General features: G+C 66.5%; 19 protein-coding genes and 1 pseudogene. 7 read left to right on the forward strand and 13 right to left on the reverse strand.

Going from position 1 to position 24317, the window contains the following annotated elements; translation table 11 throughout:
• Positions 1-32 precede the first annotated feature (32 nt).
• Positions 33-437, reverse strand: a complete 405-nt coding sequence (mce, locus tag CG50_RS01695) for a methylmalonyl-CoA epimerase (RefSeq protein ID WP_036634484.1) — start codon at positions 435-437, stop codon at positions 33-35.
• A 154-nt stretch (positions 438-591) separates the two neighbouring features.
• On the opposite strand from mce, the pseudogene CG50_RS17475 reads away from it, so the two are divergent.
• Positions 592-972 (forward strand): annotated as a pseudogene (locus CG50_RS17475) (response regulator); the annotation flags it as partial.
• A gap of 348 nt (positions 973-1320) precedes the next feature.
• On the opposite strand, the gene CG50_RS01700 reads toward CG50_RS17475, so the two are convergent.
• Both CG50_RS01700 and CG50_RS01705 read right to left on the reverse strand, forming a co-directional pair.
• The gene (locus CG50_RS01700; protein WP_036634487.1) at positions 1321-2040 is read right to left on the reverse strand and encodes a GNAT family N-acetyltransferase; all 720 of its coding nucleotides are present in this window, start codon (positions 2038-2040) and stop codon (positions 1321-1323) included.
• A gap of 187 nt (positions 2041-2227) precedes the next feature.
• Complete coding sequence (locus tag CG50_RS01705) at positions 2228-2998, reverse strand: carbon-nitrogen hydrolase family protein (protein WP_036634490.1); 771 nt, start codon at positions 2996-2998, stop codon at positions 2228-2230.
• A gap of 82 nt (positions 2999-3080) precedes the next feature.
• Here CG50_RS01705 and CG50_RS01710 point away from each other — a divergent pair, with 82 nt between their 5' ends.
• Positions 3081-4721 carry a flavin monoamine oxidase family protein gene (locus tag CG50_RS01710; RefSeq protein ID WP_036634493.1) on the forward strand — a complete coding sequence of 547 codons (1641 nt, stop codon included), beginning with the start codon at positions 3081-3083 and terminating at the stop codon, positions 4719-4721.
• A 140-nt stretch (positions 4722-4861) separates the two neighbouring features.
• Here CG50_RS01710 and CG50_RS01715 read toward each other — a convergent pair whose 3' ends face one another.
• Positions 4862-5767 (reverse strand): LysR substrate-binding domain-containing protein, encoded by a 906-nt coding sequence (locus tag CG50_RS01715; RefSeq protein WP_036634496.1) that lies wholly within the window; start codon positions 5765-5767, stop codon positions 4862-4864.
• A gap of 402 nt (positions 5768-6169) precedes the next feature.
• On the opposite strand from CG50_RS01715, the gene CG50_RS01720 reads away from it, so the two are divergent.
• Together CG50_RS01720 and CG50_RS01725 are read left to right on the forward strand one after the other, a co-directional pair.
• Positions 6170-6529, forward strand: coding sequence for a hypothetical protein (locus CG50_RS01720; protein ID WP_036634498.1), 360 nt, complete (start codon positions 6170-6172; stop codon positions 6527-6529).
• Positions 6530-6571: 42 nt separating this feature from the next.
• Positions 6572-8125, forward strand: coding sequence for a multicopper oxidase family protein (locus CG50_RS01725; protein WP_036634499.1), 1554 nt, complete (start codon positions 6572-6574; stop codon positions 8123-8125).
• A 146-nt stretch (positions 8126-8271) separates the two neighbouring features.
• On the opposite strand, the gene aspS is transcribed toward CG50_RS01725, so the two are convergent.
• Positions 8272-10047: an aspartate--tRNA ligase gene (aspS, locus tag CG50_RS01730; RefSeq protein ID WP_036634501.1), complete on the reverse strand. Its 1776-nt coding sequence runs from the start codon at positions 10045-10047 to the stop codon at positions 8272-8274.
• Between the two features lie 405 nt (positions 10048-10452).
• Here aspS and CG50_RS01735 point away from each other — a divergent pair, with 405 nt between their 5' ends.
• From CG50_RS01735 to carB, 3 genes are all read left to right on the forward strand, one after another.
• Positions 10453-11721, forward strand: a complete 1269-nt coding sequence (locus tag CG50_RS01735; protein ID WP_036634504.1) for an SAM-dependent methyltransferase — start codon at positions 10453-10455, stop codon at positions 11719-11721.
• Positions 11722-11830: 109 nt separating this feature from the next.
• Positions 11831-13120, forward strand: a complete 1290-nt coding sequence (locus CG50_RS01740; RefSeq protein ID WP_036634507.1) for a glycosyltransferase 87 family protein — start codon at positions 11831-11833, stop codon at positions 13118-13120.
• Between the two features lie 121 nt (positions 13121-13241).
• Positions 13242-16574, forward strand: a complete 3333-nt coding sequence (carB, locus tag CG50_RS01745) for a carbamoyl-phosphate synthase large subunit (protein ID WP_036634508.1) — start codon at positions 13242-13244, stop codon at positions 16572-16574.
• Positions 16575-16773: 199 nt separating this feature from the next.
• Here carB and CG50_RS01750 read toward each other — a convergent pair whose 3' ends face one another.
• The 8 genes from CG50_RS01750 to crcB all read right to left on the reverse strand — a co-directional run bounded on the left by CG50_RS01750 (position 16774) and on the right by crcB (position 24307).
• Positions 16774-17544, reverse strand: a complete 771-nt coding sequence (locus CG50_RS01750; protein WP_036634511.1) for an amino acid ABC transporter ATP-binding protein — start codon at positions 17542-17544, stop codon at positions 16774-16776.
• Positions 17545-17554: 10 nt separating this feature from the next.
• On the reverse strand, positions 17555-18871 hold the full coding sequence (locus CG50_RS01755) for an amino acid ABC transporter permease (RefSeq protein WP_036634513.1): 1317 nt from the start codon (positions 18869-18871) through the stop codon (positions 17555-17557).
• Between the two features lies 1 nt (position 18872).
• The gene (locus CG50_RS01760) at positions 18873-20138 is read right to left on the reverse strand and encodes an amino acid ABC transporter permease (RefSeq protein ID WP_036634515.1); all 1266 of its coding nucleotides are present in this window, start codon (positions 20136-20138) and stop codon (positions 18873-18875) included.
• A 136-nt stretch (positions 20139-20274) separates the two neighbouring features.
• The gene (locus tag CG50_RS01765) at positions 20275-21294 is read right to left on the reverse strand and encodes an amino acid ABC transporter substrate-binding protein (RefSeq protein WP_036634518.1); all 1020 of its coding nucleotides are present in this window, start codon (positions 21292-21294) and stop codon (positions 20275-20277) included.
• A 199-nt stretch (positions 21295-21493) separates the two neighbouring features.
• Positions 21494-22210 (reverse strand): ATP12 family chaperone protein, encoded by a 717-nt coding sequence (locus CG50_RS01770; protein ID WP_036634521.1) that lies wholly within the window; start codon positions 22208-22210, stop codon positions 21494-21496.
• Positions 22207-22872 (reverse strand): HAD-IA family hydrolase, encoded by a 666-nt coding sequence (locus CG50_RS01775; RefSeq protein ID WP_036634524.1) that lies wholly within the window; start codon positions 22870-22872, stop codon positions 22207-22209. Before CG50_RS01775 ends, CG50_RS01770 begins: the two co-directional genes overlap by 4 nt.
• Complete coding sequence (locus CG50_RS01780) at positions 22869-23930, reverse strand: RluA family pseudouridine synthase (RefSeq protein WP_036634525.1); 1062 nt, start codon at positions 23928-23930, stop codon at positions 22869-22871. Before CG50_RS01780 ends, CG50_RS01775 begins: the two co-directional genes overlap by 4 nt.
• On the reverse strand, positions 23927-24307 hold the full coding sequence (crcB, locus tag CG50_RS01785) for a fluoride efflux transporter CrcB (protein ID WP_036634527.1): 381 nt from the start codon (positions 24305-24307) through the stop codon (positions 23927-23929). The genes CG50_RS01780 and crcB overlap by 4 nt, the downstream gene beginning before the upstream one ends.
• Positions 24308-24317 lie beyond the last annotated feature (10 nt).

Below are 24317 nucleotides of genomic sequence, written 5' to 3' on the forward strand. Positions count from 1 at the left end.
CCGCGCCGTCACCCGGCGCGAGGAAATCGCGATCAGACCTGTTCCAGTTCGATCAGGCAGCCGTTGAAATCCTTCGGATGCAGGAACAGCACGGGTTTGCCATGCGCGCCGATCTTCGGCTCGCCGGTGCCCAGAACGCGCGCACCATCGGCCTTCAGCTTGTCGCGCGCGGCGATGATGTCCTCGACCTCGAAGCACATGTGATGAATGCCGCCCGAGGGGTTCTTTTCCAGAAACCCGGCGATCGGGCTGTTCTCGCCAAGCGGATACAGCAGCTCGATCTTGGTGTTCGGCAGTTCGATGAAAACCACAGTCACGCCGTGGTCGGGCTCGTCCTGCGGCGGGCACACCTTGGCGCCGAGCGTGTCGCGATATTTCGCCATGGCGGCCTCGAGATCCGGCACCGCGATGGCAACGTGGTTGAGACGTCCGATCATGATAACTCCTCCGTAGGACTTCGGGCATAGGAGGGGCGTGCGCACAAGGCAAGTCCGCCGTTGCGGCAGGACATCGGAGCAGCATCGTTAAACCCTTGTTAGGGAGAATCGCGGTTAACTCGGAAGATCGCAATCCTCTGCCAGGGAGACTGCCATGACCGACGATTTCGCCACCCCCGCATCGGCCCTGCGACCGACGGCAGACCTGCCGCTGCGGGGCCAGACCATTCTGGTGGTCGAGGACAGCCGCCTCGCCTCCGAGGCGCTGCGCCTGATGTGCTACCGCTCCGGCGCCCGGATCCGGCGCGCCGATTGCCTGCGCGCGGCGCAGCGCCACCTGCAGACCTATCGCCCCGCCGCGATCATCGTCGACATGGGCCTGCCCGACGGCAACGGGGCCGACCTGATCGCAATGATCCGCACTGCACCGGCAGGCGCGCTGCCGGTGATCGGGCTCTCGGGCGACCCCGACCTTGCCGGGGAGGCCCTGAACGCCGGCGCCGACCGGTTCCTGACGAAGCCCATCGCCAGCCTCGCGCTGTTCCAGCGCACCGTGCTCGAACTGCTGAAGCAAGACCGCCCCGCCGGCGAACCGAGTGTCGACGGCCCCCCGTTGCCCCCCGATCCGGCCGCGCTCGCCGATGACCTCAGCCACGCGGCGGCACTTCTGGACCGGGGGCGCCCCGGGATGGGCTATGCCGCGCGGTTTCTGGCCGGTGTGGCGCGCGATGCACATGACGAGGCGCTCCATGCCGCGGCACGGGCGCTGTCGCGCGATGTTTCGGCGGTGGCGGCGCTCAGCCGGGCGCGTGGCCTGCTCGAGGCGCGGCTTGCCACGATGGACATGCTGTCGAGCCCCCCGCCCCGCCGGTCCCCCGAAGGCTCAGTCGCCGGACCCGAGAACCGGATCCGCGCTGACCCGCACCAGCCGCGTCAGATCGGACAGACGTTCGGCCTGAAATCCGTCGGGGCCGAAATTCTCCGGGGCCAGCCAGGCATCATAAGCGGCGGCAAGGCCGGGCCATTCCTTGTCGGTCGCGGCGAACCAGGCGGTATCGCGGTTGCGGCCCTTGACGATGGTCGCCTGACGGAAGGTGCCCTCGTAGCTCAACCCCAGCCGCTGCGCCGCACGCCGCGACGGGATGTTGAGGGCATCGCATTTCCACTCGAAGCGGCGATAGCCCGCCTCGAAGGCCCAGCCGATCATCAGCGCCATCGCCTCGGTGGCGACGCGGCTGCGCTGCAACCGGGGCGAGATGTTGATATGCCCGAGTTCGATCGTGCCGATCGGCGGGGCGATGCGCAGATAGGACATCACCGCGCCCGGCAACCCCGTCGCCTGATCGATCACCGCATAGAACCAGGGATCGTCGCGCAGCGTCATGTCGCGCACCCACCGCAGAAACCCGACCTCCGAGGGGAAGGGCCCGTAAGGCAGATAATCCCAAATCCCGTCGTCTTCGGCAAAGGCGCGATAGAGTTCGTGGGCGTGGCGCTCCTCCAGCCGTTCGAGGCGGGCATAGCGGCCGGTCAGCAGCGGCTCTCCCGGAGGGGGCGGCGGGGCCCAGTCGGGCATCGGCTCGCCGAAGCGCTTGTCGGACATGATCTCTCCTGTTGGCGACCCCGATGCGGCACGGCGGGGTGTGACGGTCCGACGCTAACGTGACTGACGGACAGAGGCAATCAGGACGAACCGCCATCGGGCGGCCCGTTCCGCCCTCCGGGGAGCGGCGGAACGGGAAACCGCGCAGGCCCCCCTCAGGCTTCGGGAACGGCCCCCGCCCGGCCGCCTACAGCGCCCGGTAATCCTGCCTCTGGGTGGACAATATCTCCTGCGGATAATCCGCGCACCCCGGAAGATCGACGATCAGCATGGCCTCGCGCGTGCCTGCACGCGCGAGCACCCGCCCATCCGCCCCCACGACGACAGAACCGCCGCCGAAGGCCAGACCGGCCTCGGTGCCGCAATAATTCGCATAGGCGACCGTGATCGCGTTCTCGACGGCCCGCGCGGCGACCAGAGTATCCTGCACATGCTCGAACCCGACGGGATTGGCGGTCGGGACCAGGATCGTCTCCGCCCCGCGCGCCGCCAGCCCCGCGGCATGGCCGGCGAACTCGATGTCATAGCAGATCAGCAGCCCGACCTTGCGCCCGCCCAGCGCGAAGACCGGCGGCAGATCGTCGCCCGGCCGGAACACCGCCCGTTCCATCGGTCCGAACAACTGGATCTTACGGTAGCGGGCAAGCAGACCGCCATCCGCCCCGATCGCCAGCGCGGTGTTGTAAAGATCCGCTCCGGCGCGCTCGGCCATCCCCGTCACCAGAGCGCAGCCCGCGTCCCGCGCCATCGCCTGCAGCTGCCGCACCCAGGGCCCGTCGAGCGGCTGCGCCAGTTCCTCATGCAGATCGGGGCGGTTGTATCCCGGCCAGAACAGCTCCGGCAGCAGCACGACATCAGCTTCCACAGCCCTCGCCAGATCAAAAAGCATGGCGACATGACGAAAAGCGCCTTCGATGTCGCCGTCCGTCGGCCTAACCTGTGACAGGATCAGTTTCACGCCGCCCTCATCCGCCTGTTATGTGTGGGCTCAGCTTGACACCAACCCGCCCCGAACCGCAACCGCCTGCCCCCGGAGCCCCATGACCGACCTTTCCGCCTTCGGACCCGACTTCCCCTTCGCCTATGACGACTGGATCGCCCATCCCGCCGGCCTCGGCGCAATCCCCGCCCGGCAGCACGGCGCGCGTGTCGCGGTCATTGGCGCCGGCGCCGCAGGCATCATCGCCGGGCATGAGCTGATGAAGCTCGGCCTCGATCCGGTGCTTTACGAATCGGGAAAGTTCGGCGGCCGACTGCGCTCGGAAACCTTCGAGGGCACCGAGAACGTCATCGCCGAACTCGGCGGTATGCGCTTCCCGGTCTCCTCGCGCGGGTTCTATCACTACGTCGACCTCACCGGATCCGAGAGCGCCCCCTTCCCCAACCCGCTGACCGCGGCGGCAGGCTCGACCGTCATCGACCTCGAAGGCGAAACCCTCTTCGCGCGCAGCCTCGACGACCTGCCCGAGCTTTACCGCGAAGTCGCCCGTGCCTATGACGCGGCGCTCGAGGAAGGCGCGCGTTTCTCCGACCTTCAGGCCGCGATGCGCGCCCGCAACCCGTCCCGCGTGAAGGAAATCTGGGATCGCCTCGTCAGCCAGTGGGACGAGCGCACCTTCTACGACTTCGTCACCTCCTCCGAGGCGTTCCGCAAGCTCAGCTTCCGCCACCGCGAGGTCTTCGGCCAGGTCGGCTTCGGCACCGGCGGCTGGGACAGCGATTTCCCGAACTCCATGCTGGAGATCCTGCGCGTCAACCTGTGCGGCCTCGACGACAATCAACGCTACATCGTCGGCGGGGTCGAGCAGGTTCTGCACCGTCTGTGGCAGCTCGAAACCGACTGCGCCCATTGGGGCCGGCGCTCGCTTGCCGCGCTGAACGGCGGGGCGACGCGCTCGCGCGTGGTGCGCATCGGGCGCGACGCCGAAGGCCGGATCGCCGTCACCGACTGCTGGGGCCGCACCGACAGCTATGACGCTGTCCTCGTCACCTGCCAGAGCCACCTTCTCACCACCGCCATCGACACCGACGAATCGCTGTTCGATCAGAAGCTGTGGATGGCGCTCGACCGCACCCGCTACATGCAGGCAGCGAAGACCTTCGTGATGGTCGACCGCCCGTTCTGGAACGACATCGACCCGGCGACCGGCCGGCCGCTCCTGTCGATGACCCTCACCGACCGGATCACCCGCGGCACCTATTTCTTCGACAACGGCCCGGACAAGCCCGGCGTGATCTGCCTGTCCTATTCGTGGATGACCGACGCGCTCAAGGTGCTGCCCCACGATGCCGAGAAGCGGGTGGAACTCGCCCTCTCAGCGCTTAGCCACATCTATCCGGACGTCGACATCGCCAGCCACATCCGCGGCAACCCGATCTGCGTCAGCTGGGAGACCGACGCGAACTTCCTCGGTGCATTCAAGGGCGCGCTGCCGGGTCATTACCGCTACAACCACCGCATGTATGGCCATTTCATGCAAGACGCGCTGCCGCCGGAACAGAAAGGCATCTTCATTGCCGGCGACAGCGTCAGCTGGACCCCGGCCTGGGTCGAGGGTGCGGTGCAGACCGCTCTCAATGCGGTCTGGGGCATCGCGCATCAGTTCGGCGGCACCACCGCGCCCGACAACCCCGGTCCCGGCGATCTCTACCCCACCTACGGCCCGATCCCGCTCGACTGAAGCGCCGCGCCCCGCGCTCTTGCTTTCGCGTCGCCCCAAATATCCCGGGGGTGAGGGCCGCAGGCCCGAGGGGGCAGAGCCCCCTCTCTTTTCTTTTCGGCGGGGCACAGCCCCCGTCCCTGAGCGTGCCGCGCCCCTGCTCAGGCCGCCGGCCGAGAGACGGTCACCCCCGCGCGACGCAACCAGCTGCGGAAATGCCCGACGTTGATGCGATTTACCCGCTCCTCGGGGATCACCAGCCAATAGCTTTCGCCGCAGCGCACCGGCTCGCCGAAACACTGCACCAGCTGACCTGCAGCCACCTCGCGCGCCACCAGATGCGTCGGCAGAACGGCCAGACCCAATCCCTCGACCGCGGCGCGGATCGCCATCTCGCTGTGTGGCAGCCGAAGCCCCTGAATCGCACCGTTGAACGTCCGCCCCGAGGCCCGCAGCCAGCTCAGCCACAGACTCGCCCGATGTGCGTTCTGCAAGGTCGGCATCGTGGCAAAGTCGATATCGCCTGATGTGTCGATCCCGCTCAGCAGATCCGGCGCCCCGAACACCGCCAGCCGTTCCTCGAACAGCTCGATCGTGCGCGCATTGGGCCAGCTGCCCAGCCCGCGCAGCAGCGCAACGTCCACCCCCGCTGCGGCCAGATCGGTCTCGGTGTCGATCTCGACGACCTCGACCGGAATCTCGGGATGGGCAGCCATGAAATCGCCGATCCGCGGCAACAGCCAGCGCGCGCCGAAACTCGCCTGCGTGCCGATCATCAGCGCGGCATTGGCCCGCCGCCCGCGCACCGCGTCTATCGACACCTCCTCCAGCCGGTCGAGCGTCTGTTCGATATCCGCGGCATAGCTGCGCCCGGCATCGGTCAGCACCAGCCGCGACCCCACACGCTCGAACAGCCGCACCCCAAGATAGGTTTCCAGATTGCCGATCTGGCGGCTGATACCGCTCTGCGTCAGCATCAGATCCTCGGCCGCGCGGGTGAAACTGACATGACGCGCGGCGGAATCGAACGCCTGAAGGGCGGAAAGCGAAGGAAGAAAACGACGCAAGGCAGGTCATCCCGACAACCGGATCCGTCACTGGATCTGCCTTGCTGATGCCGCGGCCGGCCAACAGGGGCAAGGAAACACCCCCCCGATACGGCCTTGCGAACCGGCAATGACGCCAGGATGATCGAAATTCATTCCGCCTGCCGCCAAAATGATCATTTGTCATTCCGCTGCCCCCCCCCGCATCCGGCTCGCCCATGCGGAGTTCAGAGGGTGTTCCGGCGCTGCCCATGACATGCGATGGGCCCGGTGCGGTTGACGACCTCAACGACATGCGGTCCGGAATACCGCGGCGCACCGCCTCGTCTCCATCGCGGCAAGCATGGCGAAGCCCCCTTCCCCCCCCCGCAGATGCCGGAAATGTCACCTGACAAGTCCGATCCCCTGCGCTAGCCTCGGATCATGTCGCTTCTGTCCGCCTGTCTGCGCCTTCTGATCGTCACCGCCCTCGCGGTGGGTCTCGGGCTGCCGGCACAGGCAGCGACCGGCATGTCGGGCATGACCATGCCGGCACAAGCCATGACCGCCCACATGCCCGCCGCCGATCCCGCCTGTCCGCATGACGGGGCTGACCACCCCGCCCCGGCAAAGATGCCGCCGGACATGGCCTGCGTTCAGCATTGTCTCGGTCTCGGGTTGCCCGTGCCAGCGGCAACCGCGGCGCTTCCGGCGCGCAGGACCGCGCCGGTCTGGGCCCTGTCCGTCGCCGAAAGCGCCCCTTCGCGCGCACCGCAACCCGAACGCCACCCGCCGCGCGCCTGATCCCCGTCCCGAACGACACCCTCGTCTTCACCGGAGATCATCATGACCCGCTTTTCCCGCCGCGGCTTTCTCGCCGCTTCCGCGGCCCTGTCCGCATCGCTTGCCGTTCCCGCCCGCCTTCGCGCGGCGCCCGAAGGCTTCTCGCTGACCGCCACCACCCGCACCATCGAGGTGAACGGCCGCGCCGCCACCGTCATGGGGCTGCTGAATGCCCAGGGGCGCCCCGGCCTGACCCTCGCCCCCGGCGAGCGGTTCCGCACCGCGCTGAGCAACGCCCTCGACATCGACACAATCGTGCACTGGCACGGCCAGATCCCGCCCAACGCCCAGGACGGCGTGCCCAACACCAACCCTATGCTGAAGCCCGGCGAAACCCGCGCCTATGACTTCGCCCCCCGCCCCGGCATGTTCTGGATGCACAGCCACCTCCCCGAACAGGAGATCGGCCTGCTCGCCGCACCGCTGATCGTGCACCGGCCCGAGGACATCTCCGAAGACCGGCAGGAGGTGGTGATGTTCCTGCACGATTTCTCGTTCCTCACCCCGCAGGAGGTCCTTGCCCGCGTCACCGGAGGCACCGCACCGGATCACATGACGATGGATCACTCCGCCCCGCCCGCGGGCGGCATGGCCGCGATGCCCGGGATGGGCGGCATGTCGGGGCACTCCATGCAGGGTGGCGCCATGTCGGGGATGCAGGGCATGGGCAACATGTCCGGTTCCGGAATGGCGGGCATGAACATGTCGGGCTCGGGAATGGGCTCGGGAATGGGCATGGCGATGGATCTGAACGATTTCGACTTCGACGCCTATCTCGCGAATGACCGCACCCTCGACGACCCCGATGTGATCCGCACCGAGCCGGGCGGCCGGATCCGGCTGCGGGTGCTGAACGCGGCCGCGATGACCGCTTTCTGGATCGACCTCGGCGGTGTCACCGGCCATCTGGTTGCGGTCGACGGCGAGCCGGTCGTGCCCCTCGCCGGCACGCGCTTCTCCGCCGCTCCGGCGCAGCGGCTCGACATCGAGCTGGAGATGCCCACAGACGGCAAGGCACTGCCGGTCCTCGCGCTGCGCGAGGGGGCGCGCGAGCGCACTGGCATCGTCCTCGCCCCGAAGGGCGCCGCCATCCCGCGCATCGCGGCGCTGTCCGACACCGCCCATCCCGCCGTCTCGGGCGACATGCGTCAGGAAAGCGCACTCAGCGCTCTCACCCCTCTCGCCGCGCGTCCGGTGCAGGCGGCCCGGACGGTCATGCTCAGCGGCTCGATGCAGCCCTATGTCTGGACAATCGACGGGCGCACCTGGGAAAACCGCCAGCCCGTCGCGGTGACATCCGGCGACCGGGTGGAGCTGACCTTCCACAACATGTCGATGATGGCGCATCCGATGCACCTTCACGGCCATGTCTTCCAGGTGGTCGCACTGAACGGCAAGCGGTTCTCGGGCGCGATGCGCGACACGGTGCATGTCCCCGCGATGGGCAGCGTGACTATCGCCTTCGACGCCGGCGAGGCCGCGCCCTGGATGCTGCATTGCCATCACATGGGCCATCTCGCCACCGGGATGATGACCGAACTCGCCGTCTCGGCCTGAGCAGGCGATCCGCAAAAAGAAAGCGGGAGCGAAACCGCCCCCGCTTTCGATTCGCCCCAAATATCCCGGGGGTGAGGGCCGAAGGCCCGAGGGGGCAGAGCCCCCTCACTTCAACTTTTCTGCGGGGCAGAGCCCCCCTGAAAGGATCAGTCTTCCTTCGGCAGCACCCGCAGACGCAGTTCGCGCAGCTGCTCGTTGGTGGGCTCGGACGGCGCGCCCATCATCAGATCCTCGGCGCGCTGGTTCATCGGGAACATGATGACCTCGCGGATGTTGACCTCATCGGCCAGCAGCATCACCGCGCGGTCGATGCCCATCGCGCAACCGCCGTGCGGCGGAGCGCCGTAACGGAACGCCTTCGCCATGCCGCCGAACCGCTTGTCGACTTCCGAGTTCGGATAGCCCGCCAGCTCGAAGGCCTTGTACATGATCGACAGATCGTGGTTGCGGATCGCGCCCGAGATCAGCTCGTAGCCGTTGCAGGCGAGGTCATACTGATAGCCCAGCACCTTCAGCGGATCGCCGTTCAGCGCCTCGAGACCGCCCTGCGGCATCGAGAACGGGTTGTGGCTGAAATCGAGCGTGCCTTCCTCGGTCTTCTCATACATCGGGAAGTCGACGATCCAGCAGAACTGGAAGCTGTTCTCGTCGGTCAGCTTCAGCTCGCGGCCGATCTCGTTGCGGGCCTTGCCGGCGACGGCGACGAAATGCTCCGCCTTGCCGCCGAGGAAGAACACCGCATCGCCTTCCTTCAGGTTCAGCTGGGTGCGGATCGCCTCGGTGCGCTCGGCGCCGAGCGCCTTGGCGATGGGGCCGGCCGCTTCCATGCCGGCATCGCCGTGGCGCCAGAAGATATAGCCCATGCCCGGCAGGCCGTTCGCCTGAGCGAAGGCGTTCATCCGGTCGCAGAACTTGCGGCTGCCGCCGGTCGGCGCGGGGATCGCGCGGACCTCGGTGCCCTCGGTCTCCAGCAGCTTGGCGAAGATCGCGAAGCCCGAGTCGCGGAAATGCTCCGACACATCGGCCATCTTGATCGGGTTGCGCAGGTCGGGCTTGTCAGAGCCATACCACATCAGCGCATCGCGATAGGCGATCTGCGGCCACTCCTTGTTGACCGGACGGCCCTTGCCGAATTCCTCGAACAGGCCGGTCAGCACCGGCTGAACGGTGTCGAACACGTCCTGCTGGGAGACAAAGGACATCTCGATATCGAGCTGATAGAAATCGGTCGGGCTGCGGTCGGCGCGCGGATCCTCGTCGCGGAAGCAGGGCGCGATCTGGAAATAGCGGTCGAAGCCCGCGACCATGATCAGCTGCTTGAACTGCTGCGGCGCCTGCGGCAGCGCGTAGAACTTGCCCGGATGCAGACGCGACGGCACCAGAAAGTCACGCGCGCCCTCGGGCGAGGAGGCGGTGATGATCGGCGTCTGATATTCGTTGAAGCCGGTCGACCACATGCGGTTGCGCAGGCTGCGCACCACGTTCGAGCGCAGCATCATGTTATTGTGCAGCCCCTCGCGACGCAGGTCGAGGAAGCGATAGGCGAGGCGGGTTTCCTCGGGATAATCCTGATCGCCGAACACCGGCAGCGGCAGTTCGTCGGCGGCGCCGAGGACTTCCATATCGGTCACGTAGACCTCGATCTCGCCGGTGGAGAGCTTGGGGTTCACCAGCTCGGGGGCGCGCAGCTTGACCGTGCCATCAATGCGGATGACCCATTCGGCGCGCACTTTCTCCAGCGCGGCGAAGGCGGGGCTGTCGGCGTCGCAGATGATCTGGGTGATGCCGTAATGGTCGCGCAGGTCGATGAACAGCACGCCGCCGTGATCTCGCACCCGGTGCACCCATCCCGACAGGCGAACGGTCTCGCCGGCATTGGCGGCGCAAAGCTGGGCGCAGGTGTGACTGCGATAGGCGTGCATGGCGTATTTCCCCAAGGTTTCACGGGCGGATCCCGCATCGGGCCGATACACCCGCACAGGGGGCGAAAGTCAAGGCCGGAACGGTGCGGGGGCCCCGTGGCGGGGGGCGACGCTCTCCGGGATCGGGCCGGAAACGCAAGGGAACTGCCGGATTTTTGGGCGCGTTTCACCACACGGTGGCAAAAACCTGCCCAATACACGCATTTCGACACATCATCGGACTCGTCAAAGGTCCGTCTGCCGTTAACATTCTCTTCATCGTTGCCGCCTTGTTTCGCTGCCGCGCGCCCCGGGGCCGCGGACGGTCTGACGGGCGCGTGGCCCGCCCACGCCCGCCTCTCCCGCCCCGCCCGCGCGCCGGCCCGCAACCGAAGGCAGCCGGCGGCGCAGGACGGAGGACGGACAATGAACTTCTGGGACAAGCTGACCGACCGCCTCGCGCGGCACCTGATCCGCAAGGGCACGCTCGACGTCACCTATTCCGACGGCACCCGGATCGGCTATGGCGACGGCACCGGGCCCGCGATCGGCATGACGATCCGCGATCCCGCGCTGACGAAACGGATCGTGCTGAACCCCGACCTCGGCATCGGCGAGGGCTACATGGATGAGGCCTTCGTGCTTGGCGACGACAACCTGTCGGGCTTCCTCGCACTGATCATGACCAACATGCGCCCTTCCGGGATGCCCTGGTTCGAGCGCCCGATGCGGGCGCTGAAATTCCTCGCCCGGGGCCTCGCGCAGTTCAACCCGCGCGGCCGCGCCGCGCGCAACGTCGAAAGCCATTACGACCTGTCGGGCAAGCTTTACGATCTGTTTCTCGACGCCGACCGGCAATACAGCTGCGCCTATTTCCCGCGCCCCGGCATGACGCTCGAACAGGCGCAGGAGGCGAAGAAGGCCCATATCGCGCGCAAGCTGCTGCTGCGGCCGGGGATGAAGGTTCTCGACATCGGTTGCGGCTGGGGCGGCATGGCGCTGACGCTCGCACGCGATTACGGCGCACAGGTGGTCGGCGTGACCCTTTCGCACGAACAGCACGCCCTTGCCCGCCAGCGGGTGCGCGAGGCGGGACTCGAAGACCGCATCGACATCCGGCTGTGCGACTATCGCAACCTCGAAGAACGGTTCGACCGCATCGTCTCGGTCGGCATGTTCGAGCATGTCGGCATCCCGCATTTCCGCGAATACTTCCGGCACGTGAAGCAGATGCTGAACCCGGGTGGAGTGGCGCTGATCCACTTCATCGGCCGGGCCGATCCGCCGGGGGTAACCTCGGACTGGGTACGCAAGTATATCTTCCCGGGCGGCTATTGCCCGGCGATGTCCGAGACCTCGGCCGCGGTCGAGAAAGAGGGGCTGATCATCGCCGATCTGGAGGTCTGGCGCGTGCATTACGCCGAGACGCTGCGCGCCTGGCTGACCCGGTTCGAGGCGCATCTCGACGAGGCACGCGCGCTTTACGATGCGCGTTTCACCCGGATGTGGCGGTTCTACCTGATCGCGTCCGAAATGGCGTTTCGCCATGCCGGCGAGGTGGTATTTCAGTATCAGCTGTGCCACGAGGTGACCGACGTGCCGCTGACGCGCGACTACCTTTATACCGTGCCGGACACCGAACCGGCCGGCGATACCAGAGAGGCGGCGGGGCCGGACTGCATGGCGGCGCAGTGACGCCCGGCCTGCGCGCAGACACGACACGAAGGACGGACTGCCCCCCGGGGGGCGCGCAGGCGAAACGACGGATCGGACGATGACGACACGGATACCCCCGGATGCCCGCTTGCGCGGAACCGGCAGAACCCTGGCGGGGCTGGTGGGCGATCACGCCGGGACGGCGCTGCTTCTGGGCTGGGTCGTGCTGGCGATCGCCGGCAACATCGGGCAATGGGGCGGCGACATGGCGGCACTGTGGTTCGCGGGCCATTTCCTCGCCGCGGGGCAGCCCGATCTGGTCTATGCCGCCCCACCGGGCTTCTTCGGCGGCACCCCGCCCGCATGGCAGCCGCTGCTTGACGCCGAACTGCGGGGCCGCCCGGCGGCGGTCGTCTATTCCTATGCCTATCCGCCGGTCTGGGCCGGGCTGATGGCCCCGGTCAGCCGCGAGCTGAGCGCGCAGCGGTTTCTCGATCTGGCGATGGTGGCGAATGTGCTGATGCTCGCGGGCTGCGTGCTGCTCGCCGAGCGGATCGCCCGGCCCCGCATCCTGTCGCGCTCCGCCTTTCGGTGCTGGGGGGTCGCGGTTCTGGCAATCACTCTGCCGGCGCAGATCGCTCTGGCCTACAATCAGCCGAACATCCTGATCTCGTTCCTGACGCTTGCCTGTTTCGCCCTTCTCGACCGGCATCCGCGGCTGGCGGGAGGGCTGCTCGGCCTTGCCGCGGCGATCAAGCTGCTGCCCATCGCGCTGTGCCTGCTGTTCCTGCCCCGACGCCGGTTCGGGGCTCTGGCTGCCTGTCTGGCGACCGCCGCGGCACTCGCGGTGCTGTCGGTGGCATGGCTCGGCTGGCCACTGCACCGGGCTTTCCTCGATCAGCTGGCGCTGGCATCGGAGAACATGGTGTGGGGCTACATGAACCCCGCGCCACGGATCGCGGTGCAGGATCTGCTGGCGCATTTCGGGCTGGCAGAGACCTTTCATTTCGACCAGGCATGGCTGGCCTTCGGTCATCCCTCCGCGCCGGTGAGCACCGGGGCCGGGATCGTGGCCCTCGCCGGAACGCTCGCCACCGCGCTGGCCTGGCGTGCCCGCGGCGCCGGCGGACAGACCGAAATGACGCTCGGCCTGCTGGCGCTCAGCATCGGGATCTTCCTGCTCGGACCGCTGAGCTGGCTGCATTACATGATCGTGCCGATGCTGATCGCACCGGCGATCCTCGCCCGTATGGCGCCACTGCCGGCCACGGCCGTTCTGCTCGGGGCAATCGCGCTCGATACGCCGGCGGCGACGCAGCTTCTGTCGCTGCGCACCTTCACCTGGGTGCAGAGCGCGTTCTGGACCGGGCTGTGCGCTCTTGCCGTCGCGCTGCTGCTGCGCCGCGACCCGCCCCGGGAACGAAAGCCCGGCGAATGACCCCCGGAATGCCCCTTTGGCCCTTGCACAAAGCCGTTCCCTGACTATAACCCCCATCAATTTGCGCAGAGCCTGGCCGGGCCCTGCGCTTCTTGCTGCCAACCGATCAAAGGGGCCCATCATGCCGAAGAGAACAGACCTGAAGTCCATCCTCATCATCGGCGCCGGGCCCATCGTGATCGGTCAGGCCTGCGAGTTCGACTACTCCGGCGCCCAGGCCTGCAAAGCGCTGCGCGAAGAGGGCTACCGGGTCATCCTGGTGAACTCGAACCCCGCGACGATCATGACCGATCCGCACATGGCCGACGCGACCTATATCGAGCCGATCACCCCCGAGGTCGTCGCCAAGATCATCGAGAAGGAACGCCCCGACGCGATCTTGCCGACGATGGGCGGCCAGACCGGCCTGAACACCGCGCTCGCGCTTGCCGACATGGGCATTCTCGACAAGTTCAACGTCGAGCTGATCGGCGCCAACCGCGACGCCATCGAGATGGCCGAGGACCGCGCGCTGTTCCGCGAGGCGATGGACCGCATCGGCCTCGAGAACCCGAAGGCCACCATCATCACCGCGCCGAAGGACGAGAAGGGCCACAAGGATCTGCACAAGGGCGTGCAGATGGCGCTGGCGCAGCTCGATCACATCGGCCTGCCGGCGATCATCCGCCCCGCCTTCACCCTCGGCGGCACCGGCGGCGGCATCGCCTACAACCGCGACGACTTCATCGAGATCTGCCACAACGGCATGGACGCCTCGCCGGTCGGTCAGATCCTCGTCGACGAATCCCTCCTCGGCTGGAAGGAATTCGAGATGGAGGTGGTGCGCGACAAGAATGACAACGCGATCATCGTCTGCGCCATCGAGAACGTCGATCCGATGGGCGTGCACACCGGCGACTCGATCACCGTCGCCCCGGCCCTGACGCTGACCGACAAGGAATATCAGATCATGCGCAACGGCTCGATCGCCGTTCTGCGCGAGATCGGCGTGGAGACCGGCGGCTCCAACGTGCAATGGGCGATCAACCCGGCCGACGGCCGCATGGTGGTGATCGAGATGAACCCGCGCGTGTCGCGCTCCTCGGCGCTCGCCTCGAAGGCCACCGGCTTCCCGATCGCCAAGGTCGCAGCGAAGCTCGCCATCGGCTACACGCTCGACGAGCTCGACAATGACATCACCAAGGTGACGCCGGCCTCGTTCGAGCCCTCGATCGACTATGTCGTGACCAAGATCCCGCGCTTCGCCTTCGAGAAGTTCCCCGGCGCCAAGCCCGAACTGACCACCGCGATGAAATCCGTGGGCGAGGCGATGGCCATCGGCCGCACCTTCCACGAATCGCTGCAAAAGGCGCTCAGCTCGCTGGAAACCGGGCTGTCGGGCCTCGATGAGATCGAGATCCCCGGCGCGCCCGACAAGGCCGCCATCGTCAAGGTTCTGGCGCTGCGCAACCCCGACCGGATCCGCTACATCGCCCAGGCGATGCGCCTCGGGCTGACCAATGCCGAGATCAACGACGTGACCTCGTTCGATCCGTGGTTCCTCGACCGGATCCGCGAGATCGTCGATGCCGAGGCCGAGGTCCGCAAGTCCGGCCTGCCCTTCACCGAAGAGGGCCTGCGCAAGCTGAAGATGATGGGCTTCTCGGACAAGCGTCTGGCGAAGCTGACCGGCCGCGACGAGGCCCAGGTGCGCCGCGCGCGCCGCAACCTCGGCGTCAAGGCGGTGTTCAAGCGCATCGACACCTGCGCGGCCGAGTTCGAGGCCCAGACCCCCTACATGTATTCGACCTACGAAGCCCCGGCGATGGGCGATGTCGAATGCGAGGCGCGGCCCTCGGATCGCAAGAAGGTCGTCATCCTCGGCGGCGGTCCGAACCGCATCGGTCAGGGCATCGAGTTCGACTATTGCTGCTGCCATGCCTGCTTCGCGCTCTCCGATGCCGGCTATGAAACCATCATGGTCAACTGCAACCCGGAAACCGTGTCGACCGATTACGACACCTCGGACCGGCTGTATTTCGAACCGCTCACCCTCGAATCGGTTCTCGAAATCCTGCGCGTCGAGCAGGAGAACGGCACGCTGCACGGCGTGATCGTGCAGTTCGGCGGCCAGACGCCGCTGAAGCTGGCGAATGCGCTCGAGGCCGAGGGGATCCCGATCCTCGGCACCACGCCCGACGCCATCGACCTCGCCGAGGACCGCGAGCGCTTCCAGCATCTGCTGCAGCAGCTCGGCCTGCGTCAGCCGGTGAACGGCATCGCCCACAGCGAGGCCGAGGCCTTCGAGATCGCCGGCCGCATCGGCTTCCCGATCGTGATCCGCCCGTCCTACGTGCTCGGCGGCCGCGCGATGGAAATCGTGCGCGACCTCGACCAGCTGAAGCGCTACATCACCACCGCCGTGGTGGTCTCGGGCGACAGCCCGGTGCTGCTCGACAGCTATCTGTCGGGCGCCATCGAGATGGACGTCGACGCCCTTTCGGACGGCGAGACCGTCCATGTCGCCGGCATCATGCAGCATATCGAGGAAGCCGGCGTCCACTCGGGCGACTCGGCGTGCTCGCTGCCGCCCTACTCGCTGTCGGACGAGCTGATCGCCGAGGTGAAGCGCCAGACCATCCAGCTCGCCAAGGGGCTGCATGTGGTCGGCCTGATGAACGTGCAGTTCGCGATCAAGGATGGCGACATCTACGTCCTCGAAGTGAACCCGCGCGCCTCGCGCACCGTGCCCTTCGTCGCCAAGGCGACCGACAGCGCCATCGCCTCCATCGCCGCGCGGCTGATGGCCGGCGAGCCGATGTCGGCCTTCCCGCACCGCGCCCCCTACCCGGCCGGCGTCGGCCCGGAAACGGCCCTGCCGCTCGCCGATGCGCTCACCCTCGCCGATCCGATCACGCCCTGGTATTCGGTCAAGGAAGCGGTGCTGCCCTTCGCCCGCTTCCCGGGTGTCGATACGCTGCTCGGGCCGGAAATGCGCTCGACCGGCGAAGTCATGGGGTGGGATCGCAACTTCCCGCGCGCCTTCCTCAAGGCGCAGCTCGGCGCCGGCACGAAACTGCCGGAATCGGGGCGCGTGTTCCTCTCGGTCAAGGATGCCGACAAGTCGGCCGATCTGGCGGGGGCGGCGCGCGATCTGATCGCGATGGGCTTCACCCTGATCGCCACCCGCGGCACCGCCGGCTGGCTGAAGTCGCATGGCATCGAGGCCGAAAGCGTCAGCAAGGTCTACGAGGCACGCCCGAACATCGTCGACCGGCTGAAGGACGGCGAGATCGCGCTTGTGATGAACACCACCGAAGGCACGCAGTCGATCTCCGACAGCCGCGACATCCGGGCGGTGGCGCTCCATGACCACATCCCCTACTTCACCACCGCAGCCGCCTCGATCGCGGCCGTCGCGGCGATGAAGTCGCGCGCCGAAGGCGACATCTCGGTCCGCCCGCTGCAGGCCTGACCGGATCCCTCAGGGGGCGCCCCGGCGCGCCCCTGCACACCAAAGAACAACGCGCGCGAAGGTCTCCCCTTTCGCGCGCGTTTTCCTTTTCGGCTTTCCATAAATATCCCGGGGGTGAATTTGCCTGAAAGGCAAAGAGGGGGCAGCGCCCCCTCTCTTTTTTCACCCCACGGACGAACCGCCCTCAGTGCCCGATGACTCAGTGCCCGAGGATCTGGCTCAGGAACTGCTTGGTGCGGTCCGACTGCGGGTTGTGGAAGAAGTCATGCGGGTTGTTCTGCTCGACGATCTGACCGTCGGCCATGAAGATCACCCGGTTCGCCACGGCCTGAGCGAAGCCCATCTCGTGGGTCACGCACAGCATGGTCATGCCTTCCTCGGCGAGCTGGATCATGGTGTCGAGAACTTCCTTGATCATCTCGGGGTCGAGAGCCGAGGTCGGCTCGTCGAACAGCATGATGCGCGGGCGCATGCACAGCGAACGCGCGATGGCCACGCGCTGCTGCTGGCCGCCCGACAACATTCCGGGATACTTGTGCGCCTGATCCGGGATCTTCACCTTCTCGAGGAAATACATCGCCGTTTCCTCGGCTTCCTTCTTCGGGATCTTGCGCACCCAGATCGGCGCGAGGGTGCAGTTCTCCAGAATCGTCAGATGCGGGAACAGGTTGAAGTGCTGGAACACCATCCCCACTTCCGAGCGCACCTTGTCGATGTTCTTCAGATCCGAGGTCAGCTCGGTCCCGTCGACGATGATCTTGCCCTGCTGATGCTCTTCCAGACGATTGATGCAGCGGATCATCGTCGATTTGCCCGAACCCGAAGGCCCGGCGATGACGATGCGCTCGCCGCGCTGAACCGTCAGGTTGATGTCGCGCAGCACGTGGAACTGGCCGTACCACTTGTTGACGTCGACCAGCTGGACCGCGACCTCGTCCGAGACCTGCAGTTTCGTTGCGGTTTCCGGCATGGGTTACTCCTTAGCGGTTGTCACGTTTCAGCTTGCGCTCGAGATACATCGAATAGCGCGACATGCCGAAGTTGATAATGAAGAAGATGGCACCGACGAAGACGAAGAACTCCCAATAGATGCCCTTCCACGCGAAATCCGCGCGGATCGTATCGGGGATCGACTTCAGCGGCTCGAACAGACCGACGAAGGTGACGAGGGTCGTGTCCTTGAACATGGCGATGAAGCTCGACACGATACCGGGGATCGAGATCTTCAGCGCCTGCGGCAGAACGATCAGCCGCTGCGCCTTCCAGTAATCGAGGCCGAGCGCATCGGCCGCCTCGTATTGCCCGCGCGGCAGCGCCGCCAGACCGCCGCGGATCACCTCGGCGATATAGGCGGCCGAGAACAGCGTCACCAGGATCATCACCCGCAAGATGATGTCGAAATTGGTGCCCGGCGGCAGGAAATAGTTCAGCAGCAGCGAGGCCACGAACAGCAGCGCGATCAGCGGCACACCGCGGACGAACTCGATGAAGCCGATGGAGAACATCTTCACGAGGAACATGTCCGACCGCCGGCCGAGCGCCAGCACGATCCCCAGAGGCAGCGACATCACGATGCCGCCCGCGCCCAGCACGATCGCCAGCAGGAAGCCGCCGAACTGGCGCGAGGGCACCGACTGGATCGAGACCGGCAGCACCTTGCCCAGCAGATCGTCGATCGGCCCGGTCAGGAACAGCCAGAACAGCACCGGCACCACGACCGCGGCGAGCGCCGCAAGAATCGCGTTCTTCGCGACCAGCACACGCCACAGCACCGCGCCGATGACGAAGCCCACCCCGATCATCGCCACCGGCCAGACCGATCCGCCCCACAAAAGCCAGATCGCCACCAGCGGATAAACGAGCGAGCCCCACAACAGCCTGCGCGGCAGCTGCGAGAACAGCACCGGCGCCAGCGCCAGCAAGAACAGCACGAAGGTCAGCACCGGGCGCCAGTAGATCTCGGCCGGATAGAAGCCGAAGATGAACTGGTTCCAGCGTGCCCGGATCACCGCCCAGCACGCACCGCTTGCCCCCTCGCCCCAGGTAGTGGCGATGGTCTTGCGGCAGGCGGCGAGCGAATCGGCGTTCCACACGCCGTGCAGGAACCAGGGCGCGAAATGGCTGACCAGCAGCCAGATCAGACCGATCCCGATCACCGTCAGGAAGGCATTCCCCCAGCTCGAGAACAGCTTCTCGCGCAGCCACAGCGACACGCCCGAGGCCTTGGCCGGCGGCGGCAGCGGATCGAGCATCAGCTTGCGCACATAGGGTGCCGAAGGCGAAGTCTTGCCAATCATCTCAGCGCTCCTTCAGCTTAACTTTGCGGTTGAACGCGTTCATCACCGTCGAGATCACCAGCGACAGCCCGAGATAGATCAGCATCATCAACAGAATACATTCCAGCTCGCGTCCGGTCTGGTTCAGCGTGATACCGCCGAGCGTGCCGCGCAGATCCATGTACCCCACGGCGATCGCCAGCGACGAGTTCTTCATCAGGTTCAGGTATTGCGAGATCAGCGGCGGGATGATGACGCGCAGCGCCTGCGGCAGGATCACCAGGCTCATCGTGCGCCCCGGCCGCAGACCGAGGGCGAAGGCCGCCTCGCTCTGGCCTTTCGACACCGACAGGATGCCGGCGCGGACGTTCTCGGCGATGAAGGCGCCGGTATAGAGCGACAGCCCCGCCCAAAGCGCGACGAAAGAGTTCGACACATTGGTGCCGCCGACGAAGTTGAAACCCTTCAGCACCGGCTCGTGGATGCGGAAGCCAAGCGCCACCGCCACCACCACCACCGGAACCAGCACGATCAGAATGCTTTTCCACCAGGTCGTCGGGCGCGCGCCGGTGCTCTCCTGCACTGCGTCGGCCCATTTGCGGAACCGCGCATTGGCCCAGATCGAGACCGCCAGAACCGCGAAAACCAGCACCCAGTCGACCGAAACCGGCATCAGCGGCGTGTCGATCGTGCCGAGCGAGCGGCCGAAGCTCGCCGAGGGGATCGCGGTATAGCGGTTGGTGAAGGCCACCGAATCGAACAGCATCATCGAGGCCGAGGCCTCGCCGGTCGCCGGATTGACCTTGTATTCGTTCGGCCCCGGCGCGATCTCGGTCAGCACCGCCATCGACACCAGGATCCACAGCAGCACCGGGATGTTGCGGAAGGTCTCGACATAGACGGTCATCAGCCGCGCCACGAGCCAGTTCTTCGACAGCCGCAGCACGCCCACGAAGATCCCGATCACCGTCGCCGCCGCACAGCCGAGGACCGAGATCCACACCGTGTTCAGCAGCCCCACCAGCATCGCGCGCCCATGGGTGCTGTCGTTGCTGTAGGGGATCAGATACTGGGCGATGTCATAGCCCGAACGGTTCCACAGGAACCCGAAATTGAAATCCTTGCCGAGGGCATGGAGGTTGCGGACCGTGTTGTCCACCAGCCAGCCCGCCGCAGCCATCACCGCGATCAGCACGACGACCTGAATGGTCAGCGAGCGATACCGGGTGTCATAAATCAGCTGACTGAGCCGGAATCCCTGTTCCGGCGCATCGGGTGCGCTTGTCATGTTGCTTCCCCTGTTCCCGCTCTCACGCCCGGGTTTGCCCCGTATTGTCGTGATGCCTTTCGGCCCGCGAGGTCACTCTATTCGAAACGGAAGGGGGGCGCGCCGACGAATCGGTGCGCCCCCGGAGAATCAGCCCTTACCGGAACGGCGGGGCATACATCAGACCGCCCTGCGTCCACTGGGCGTTCAGGCCGCGGGCCAGACCGATCGGGGTCTTCTCGCCGATATTGGCCTCGAAGATCTCGCCATAGTTGCCGCCGGCCTTGATCGCCTTGACGGCCCAGTCGTTCGGAACACCCATCATCGCGCCGAGGTTGCCCTCATGGCCGAGCAGACGGTTGATTTCCGGGTTCTCGGTGCCCTTGGCCAGTTCGTCGACGTTGGCGGCGGTCACGCCGTATTCCTCGCCGGCGACCAGCGCATAGAAGGTCCAGCCGACGATATCGCCCCAGTTGTTGTCGCCGTGGCGCACGGCCGGCCCGAGCGGCTCTTTCGAGATGATCTCCGGCAGGATGATGTAGTCCTGCGGGCTCGGGAAGGCGGCACGCGTCGCGGCGAGGCCCGAGGCGTCGGTGGTATAGGCGTCACAGGCGCCGGCCAGGAACTGCTGCTCGCCCTCGGCATTCGAATCGATGGCGATCGGCTGATAGGTCATGCCGTTCGACTTGAAGTAGTCGGCGAGGTTGAGTTCCGTCGTGGTGCCGGTCTGGATGCAGACCGAAGCGCCGTTCAGCTCCTTGGCCGAGGTCACGCCCGAATCCTTGCGCACCATGAAGCCCTGGCCGTCGTAGTAGTTGATCGCCGGGAAATCCATCTTCAGATCGGTTTCGCGCGAGAAGGTGCGGGTGGTGTTGCGCACCAGCAGATCGACTTCGCCCGAGGCCAGCGCGGTGAAGCGGGTCTGGCCGGTGGTGGGGACATATTTCACCTTGGCGGGGTCGCCCAGAACGGCCGCGGCGACGGCCTTGCACAGCGCGACATCGAAGCCCGACCAGTTGCCGTTGGCATCGGGCGCGGCAAAGCCCACGAGGCCCGTGTTGACGCCGCAGTTCACGACGCCGCGTGCCTTGACATCATCGAGCGTGCCGGCGGACGCAGCGCCCGCAGCCGACAGACCGGCCACGACGAGCGTGCCGAAAATAACCGAAGTTTTCATGCTTACCTCTTCCTGAGTTGCCGCTCGCCAAGGCACAGAGCGGTTCGAATGCCCGTATGGGGTCTGGATGGTTTCGAGGACGGGTCCTCGTGCCACCAGTTTGGGCAAAAGCGTATCGCAAGGTCAAGAGGGGGATCGCGGCCCCGTGATCATCAAATCAAAAGTTATGCAATCGGTAAAAATATGGGCGATATACAGTTCAAGGCCGGTCCAAAAACTCCCAGAACCGCTCCGCCTCGGCCAGCGCCGCACGGCGGCGCTCGGCATGGGCAACGGCCTCCTCGTCGGCGCCCCATTGCTCGGCCTGCCAGTCCTCGTCGATGCGCGACAGGGGCCAGGCCTCGGCCGCGGTCAGCCGTCCGCCGGCGAGCGCCAGCGCCAGCGCCAGCGAGCCGCTGAGGGTGACGAAATCGTGGAACGCCGCCAGACGCCAGTCATCGAGCGTAGCCACCCGCTCTGCCAGACGCGCCAGCGCGTGCCCGGGCTGGGTCACAGGAACGATGCCCTCGGTCGTCACCAGCCGCGCACCGGTCTCGGCCTCCAGCCAGTCGAGAATCGGGTCCCATCCGGCGCGCTGACGCGCGGCGAGTTCATCCGGCCCGTCGGCCCGGTAGCACAACAGATCCGTCGCGCCGTATTCGGCGAGCATCTCCGCCACCGCATCATGCTGCGGGCGGACCTTGTCGATCACCGAATTCGCGGTGCGCGTCACCGGCATGATGACGGGATCGACCTTCTCTTCCTGCGCCTGCCATTCGGCGGCGATGGCCTCGGCCAAGGCGCGGCCCGGCACCACCAGCGGCGCTTTCGCCGGGGTGCGCAGCTTGCGCGCATCGAGCGCGATACCGTATCCGCCCGGCTCCTCGGTCACGCCGACCGTGGTCCAGAACCGTTTCGGTGCCCAACCGCTGCTCATCCCCGCCCCTCCAGCAATTCACTCACCGCGGCCTCCAGTGCCGCGAAACTGTCGACCAGCCGGTCGGCCCCGGCGCTGCGCAGCGCCTCGATCGGGTGATAGCCCCAGCTGACGCCCACCGTCGCCACACCCGCGGCGCGGCCCATCTCGATGTCATAGGTGGTATCGCCGATCATCACCGCATCGCGCGCATCGACCCCGGCATCGGCGAGCGCCGCCTCGACCATCGCCGGATGCGGTTTCGAGGGGTGATCGTCCGCCACCTGCCGGGTGAAGAAATACCCCCCGATGCCGTGGTGTTCGCACAGCGCATCGAGACCGCGGCGCGATTTGCCCGTCGCGATGCCCAGAAGCATGTCCTCGCGCCCGGCGAGACGGTCGAGCGTCTCCGCCGCGCCGGGATAAAGCGGCGGCACCGCCAGCATCCGGCGCGCACGATAGGCGTCGCGGTAGCCCTGCACCACCATGTCGCGTTGCGAAAGCGGGGCATCGGGCAGCAACTGTGCCATCCCCTCATCGAGCGACAGCCCGACGACCGAGAGCATCTCGCTCCGGCTCGGCAAGGGCAGCCCCGCCGCCTCAATGCCCTGGGTCATCGCGGCGACGATATGGTTCTGGCTGTCCGACAGCGTGCCGTCGACGTCGAAGATAACAAGCTTCATTCGAGGTCCTCGAACGGGTCGGCGGGAACGTCGTTCTCGTGCCAGCCAAGCGCCGTCCAGGTGCGCTTCATATGCGCGGGCAGCGGCGCCACCACGGTGATGCGCTTCTTCGTCACCGGATGATCGAAGCTGATCTGGCGCGCGTGCAGATGCAGCTTGCGGCTGATCTCGCCGCCGAGCTGCGCGCCCCAGCCATCGCCCAGATTCTCCTGACCCGAACCGCCGTATTTGCCATCGCCCACGATCGGATGACCGAGTTCGGACATATGCGCGCGCAGCTGATGGGTGCGCCCGGTGATCGGCACCAGCGCGACCCAGCTCACCCGGGTGCCGAGCGCGTCGAGCACGGCGTAATCGGTCGTCGCGCGCTTCGCCTCGGGGTGGTCCTTCATCTTGGCGGGATGGATGCAGACCATCTTCTCGCCCTCGCCGCCGCGGCCATGGCCCGGCGCCTTTTCAAGACCGTAACGCACCGTGCCCATCCGCGGGTTAGGCACGCCGGCGACCGCCGCCCAGTAGATCTTGCGCGAGGTCTTCTCGCGGAACGCCTCGGAGAGCGCGCGCGCCACCCGGTCGGTGCGCGCGATCAGCAGCACGCCCGAGGTGTCCTTGTCGAGCCGGTGCACCATCTTCGGCCGGTCCTTGTAGCCGAATTTCAGCGCATCGAGCAGCCCGTCGACATGGCGCATCCCCTGCCCCGAACCGCCCTGCGAGGGCAGCCCCGGCGGCTTGTTCAGCGCGATGATATGCTGATCCTTCCACAGCACGCAGGACTGGATCATCTCGGCATCGTCGTCCGAGATTTCGGTCTCGGCGCGGCGCTGATCGGCCCGGCGCGGTTCGGCCGCGCCCTCGGGCAGCGGCGGAATGCGCACTTCCTGACCCGGCACGATGCGGGTGTTCGCCTTCACCCGGCCGCCGTCGACGCGCAGCTCGCCCTTGCGGCACATCTTCTCCACCGCGATCTGGCTGAGCTGCGGGAACCGCTTCTTCAGCCAGCGGTCGAGGCGGCTTTCGCCCTCCGCCTCGGTGATCTTCACCAGTTGAACGCCGCTCATGCCAGAACCCCACGCATCAGTGTCATGCCCAGAAACAGCCCCGCCAGCGACACCGCAACCGACAGAACCACGTAAACCGCCGCCAGCACCGGCTCGCCGCGCTCGACCAGCGTCCAGGTTTCGAGCGAGAAGGACGAGAAGGTGGTGAACCCGCCCAGAACCCCCACGCCCAGAAACGCGTTCCACTGCGTCAGCCCCTTGATGCCGAGGAACGACACCAGAAGCCCCATCAGCGTCGAGCCGATGATATTGGTCAGCAGGATGCTCAGCGGCAGGGAATGTTGCCCCAGAAGCCGCGGCACTCCCATGCCGAAAAGATAGCGCAGCGTGGCGCCGATCGCACCACCGGCGGCCACCTGCAAAGCGGTAAAGAACATGCACTCTCCT

It is taken from the genome of Paenirhodobacter enshiensis, from assembly GCF_000740785.1.
GTDB classification, from domain to species: Bacteria; Pseudomonadota; Alphaproteobacteria; order Rhodobacterales; family Rhodobacteraceae; genus Rhodobacter; species Rhodobacter enshiensis.

What these genes read in the sequence shown, in the direction of transcription:
- mce (WP_036634484.1), bottom strand. Translation starts at nt 437, where the DNA reads ATGATCGGACGTCTCAACCACGTTGCCATCGCGGTGCCGGATCTCGAG.
- CG50_RS01700 (WP_036634487.1), bottom strand. Translation starts at nt 2,040, where the DNA reads ATGTCCGACAAGCGCTTCGGCGAGCCGATGCCCGACTGGGCCCCGCCG.
- CG50_RS01710 (WP_036634493.1), top strand. Translation starts at nt 3,081, where the DNA reads ATGACCGACCTTTCCGCCTTCGGACCCGACTTCCCCTTCGCCTATGAC.
- CG50_RS01720 (WP_036634498.1), top strand. Translation starts at nt 6,170, where the DNA reads ATGTCGCTTCTGTCCGCCTGTCTGCGCCTTCTGATCGTCACCGCCCTC.
- CG50_RS01725 (WP_036634499.1), top strand. Translation starts at nt 6,572, where the DNA reads ATGACCCGCTTTTCCCGCCGCGGCTTTCTCGCCGCTTCCGCGGCCCTG.
- aspS (WP_036634501.1), bottom strand. Translation starts at nt 10,047, where the DNA reads ATGCACGCCTATCGCAGTCACACCTGCGCCCAGCTTTGCGCCGCCAAT.
- CG50_RS01735 (WP_036634504.1), top strand. Translation starts at nt 10,453, where the DNA reads ATGAACTTCTGGGACAAGCTGACCGACCGCCTCGCGCGGCACCTGATC.
- carB (WP_036634508.1), top strand. Translation starts at nt 13,242, where the DNA reads ATGCCGAAGAGAACAGACCTGAAGTCCATCCTCATCATCGGCGCCGGG.
- CG50_RS01750 (WP_036634511.1), bottom strand. Translation starts at nt 17,544, where the DNA reads ATGCCGGAAACCGCAACGAAACTGCAGGTCTCGGACGAGGTCGCGGTC.
- CG50_RS01755 (WP_036634513.1), bottom strand. Translation starts at nt 18,871, where the DNA reads ATGATTGGCAAGACTTCGCCTTCGGCACCCTATGTGCGCAAGCTGATG.
- CG50_RS01760 (WP_036634515.1), bottom strand. Translation starts at nt 20,138, where the DNA reads ATGACAAGCGCACCCGATGCGCCGGAACAGGGATTCCGGCTCAGTCAG.
- CG50_RS01765 (WP_036634518.1), bottom strand. Translation starts at nt 21,294, where the DNA reads ATGAAAACTTCGGTTATTTTCGGCACGCTCGTCGTGGCCGGTCTGTCG.
- CG50_RS01770 (WP_036634521.1), bottom strand. Translation starts at nt 22,210, where the DNA reads ATGAGCAGCGGTTGGGCACCGAAACGGTTCTGGACCACGGTCGGCGTG.
- CG50_RS01775 (WP_036634524.1), bottom strand. Translation starts at nt 22,872, where the DNA reads ATGAAGCTTGTTATCTTCGACGTCGACGGCACGCTGTCGGACAGCCAG.
- CG50_RS01780 (WP_036634525.1), bottom strand. Translation starts at nt 23,930, where the DNA reads ATGAGCGGCGTTCAACTGGTGAAGATCACCGAGGCGGAGGGCGAAAGC.
- crcB (WP_036634527.1), bottom strand. Translation starts at nt 24,307, where the DNA reads ATGTTCTTTACCGCTTTGCAGGTGGCCGCCGGTGGTGCGATCGGCGCC.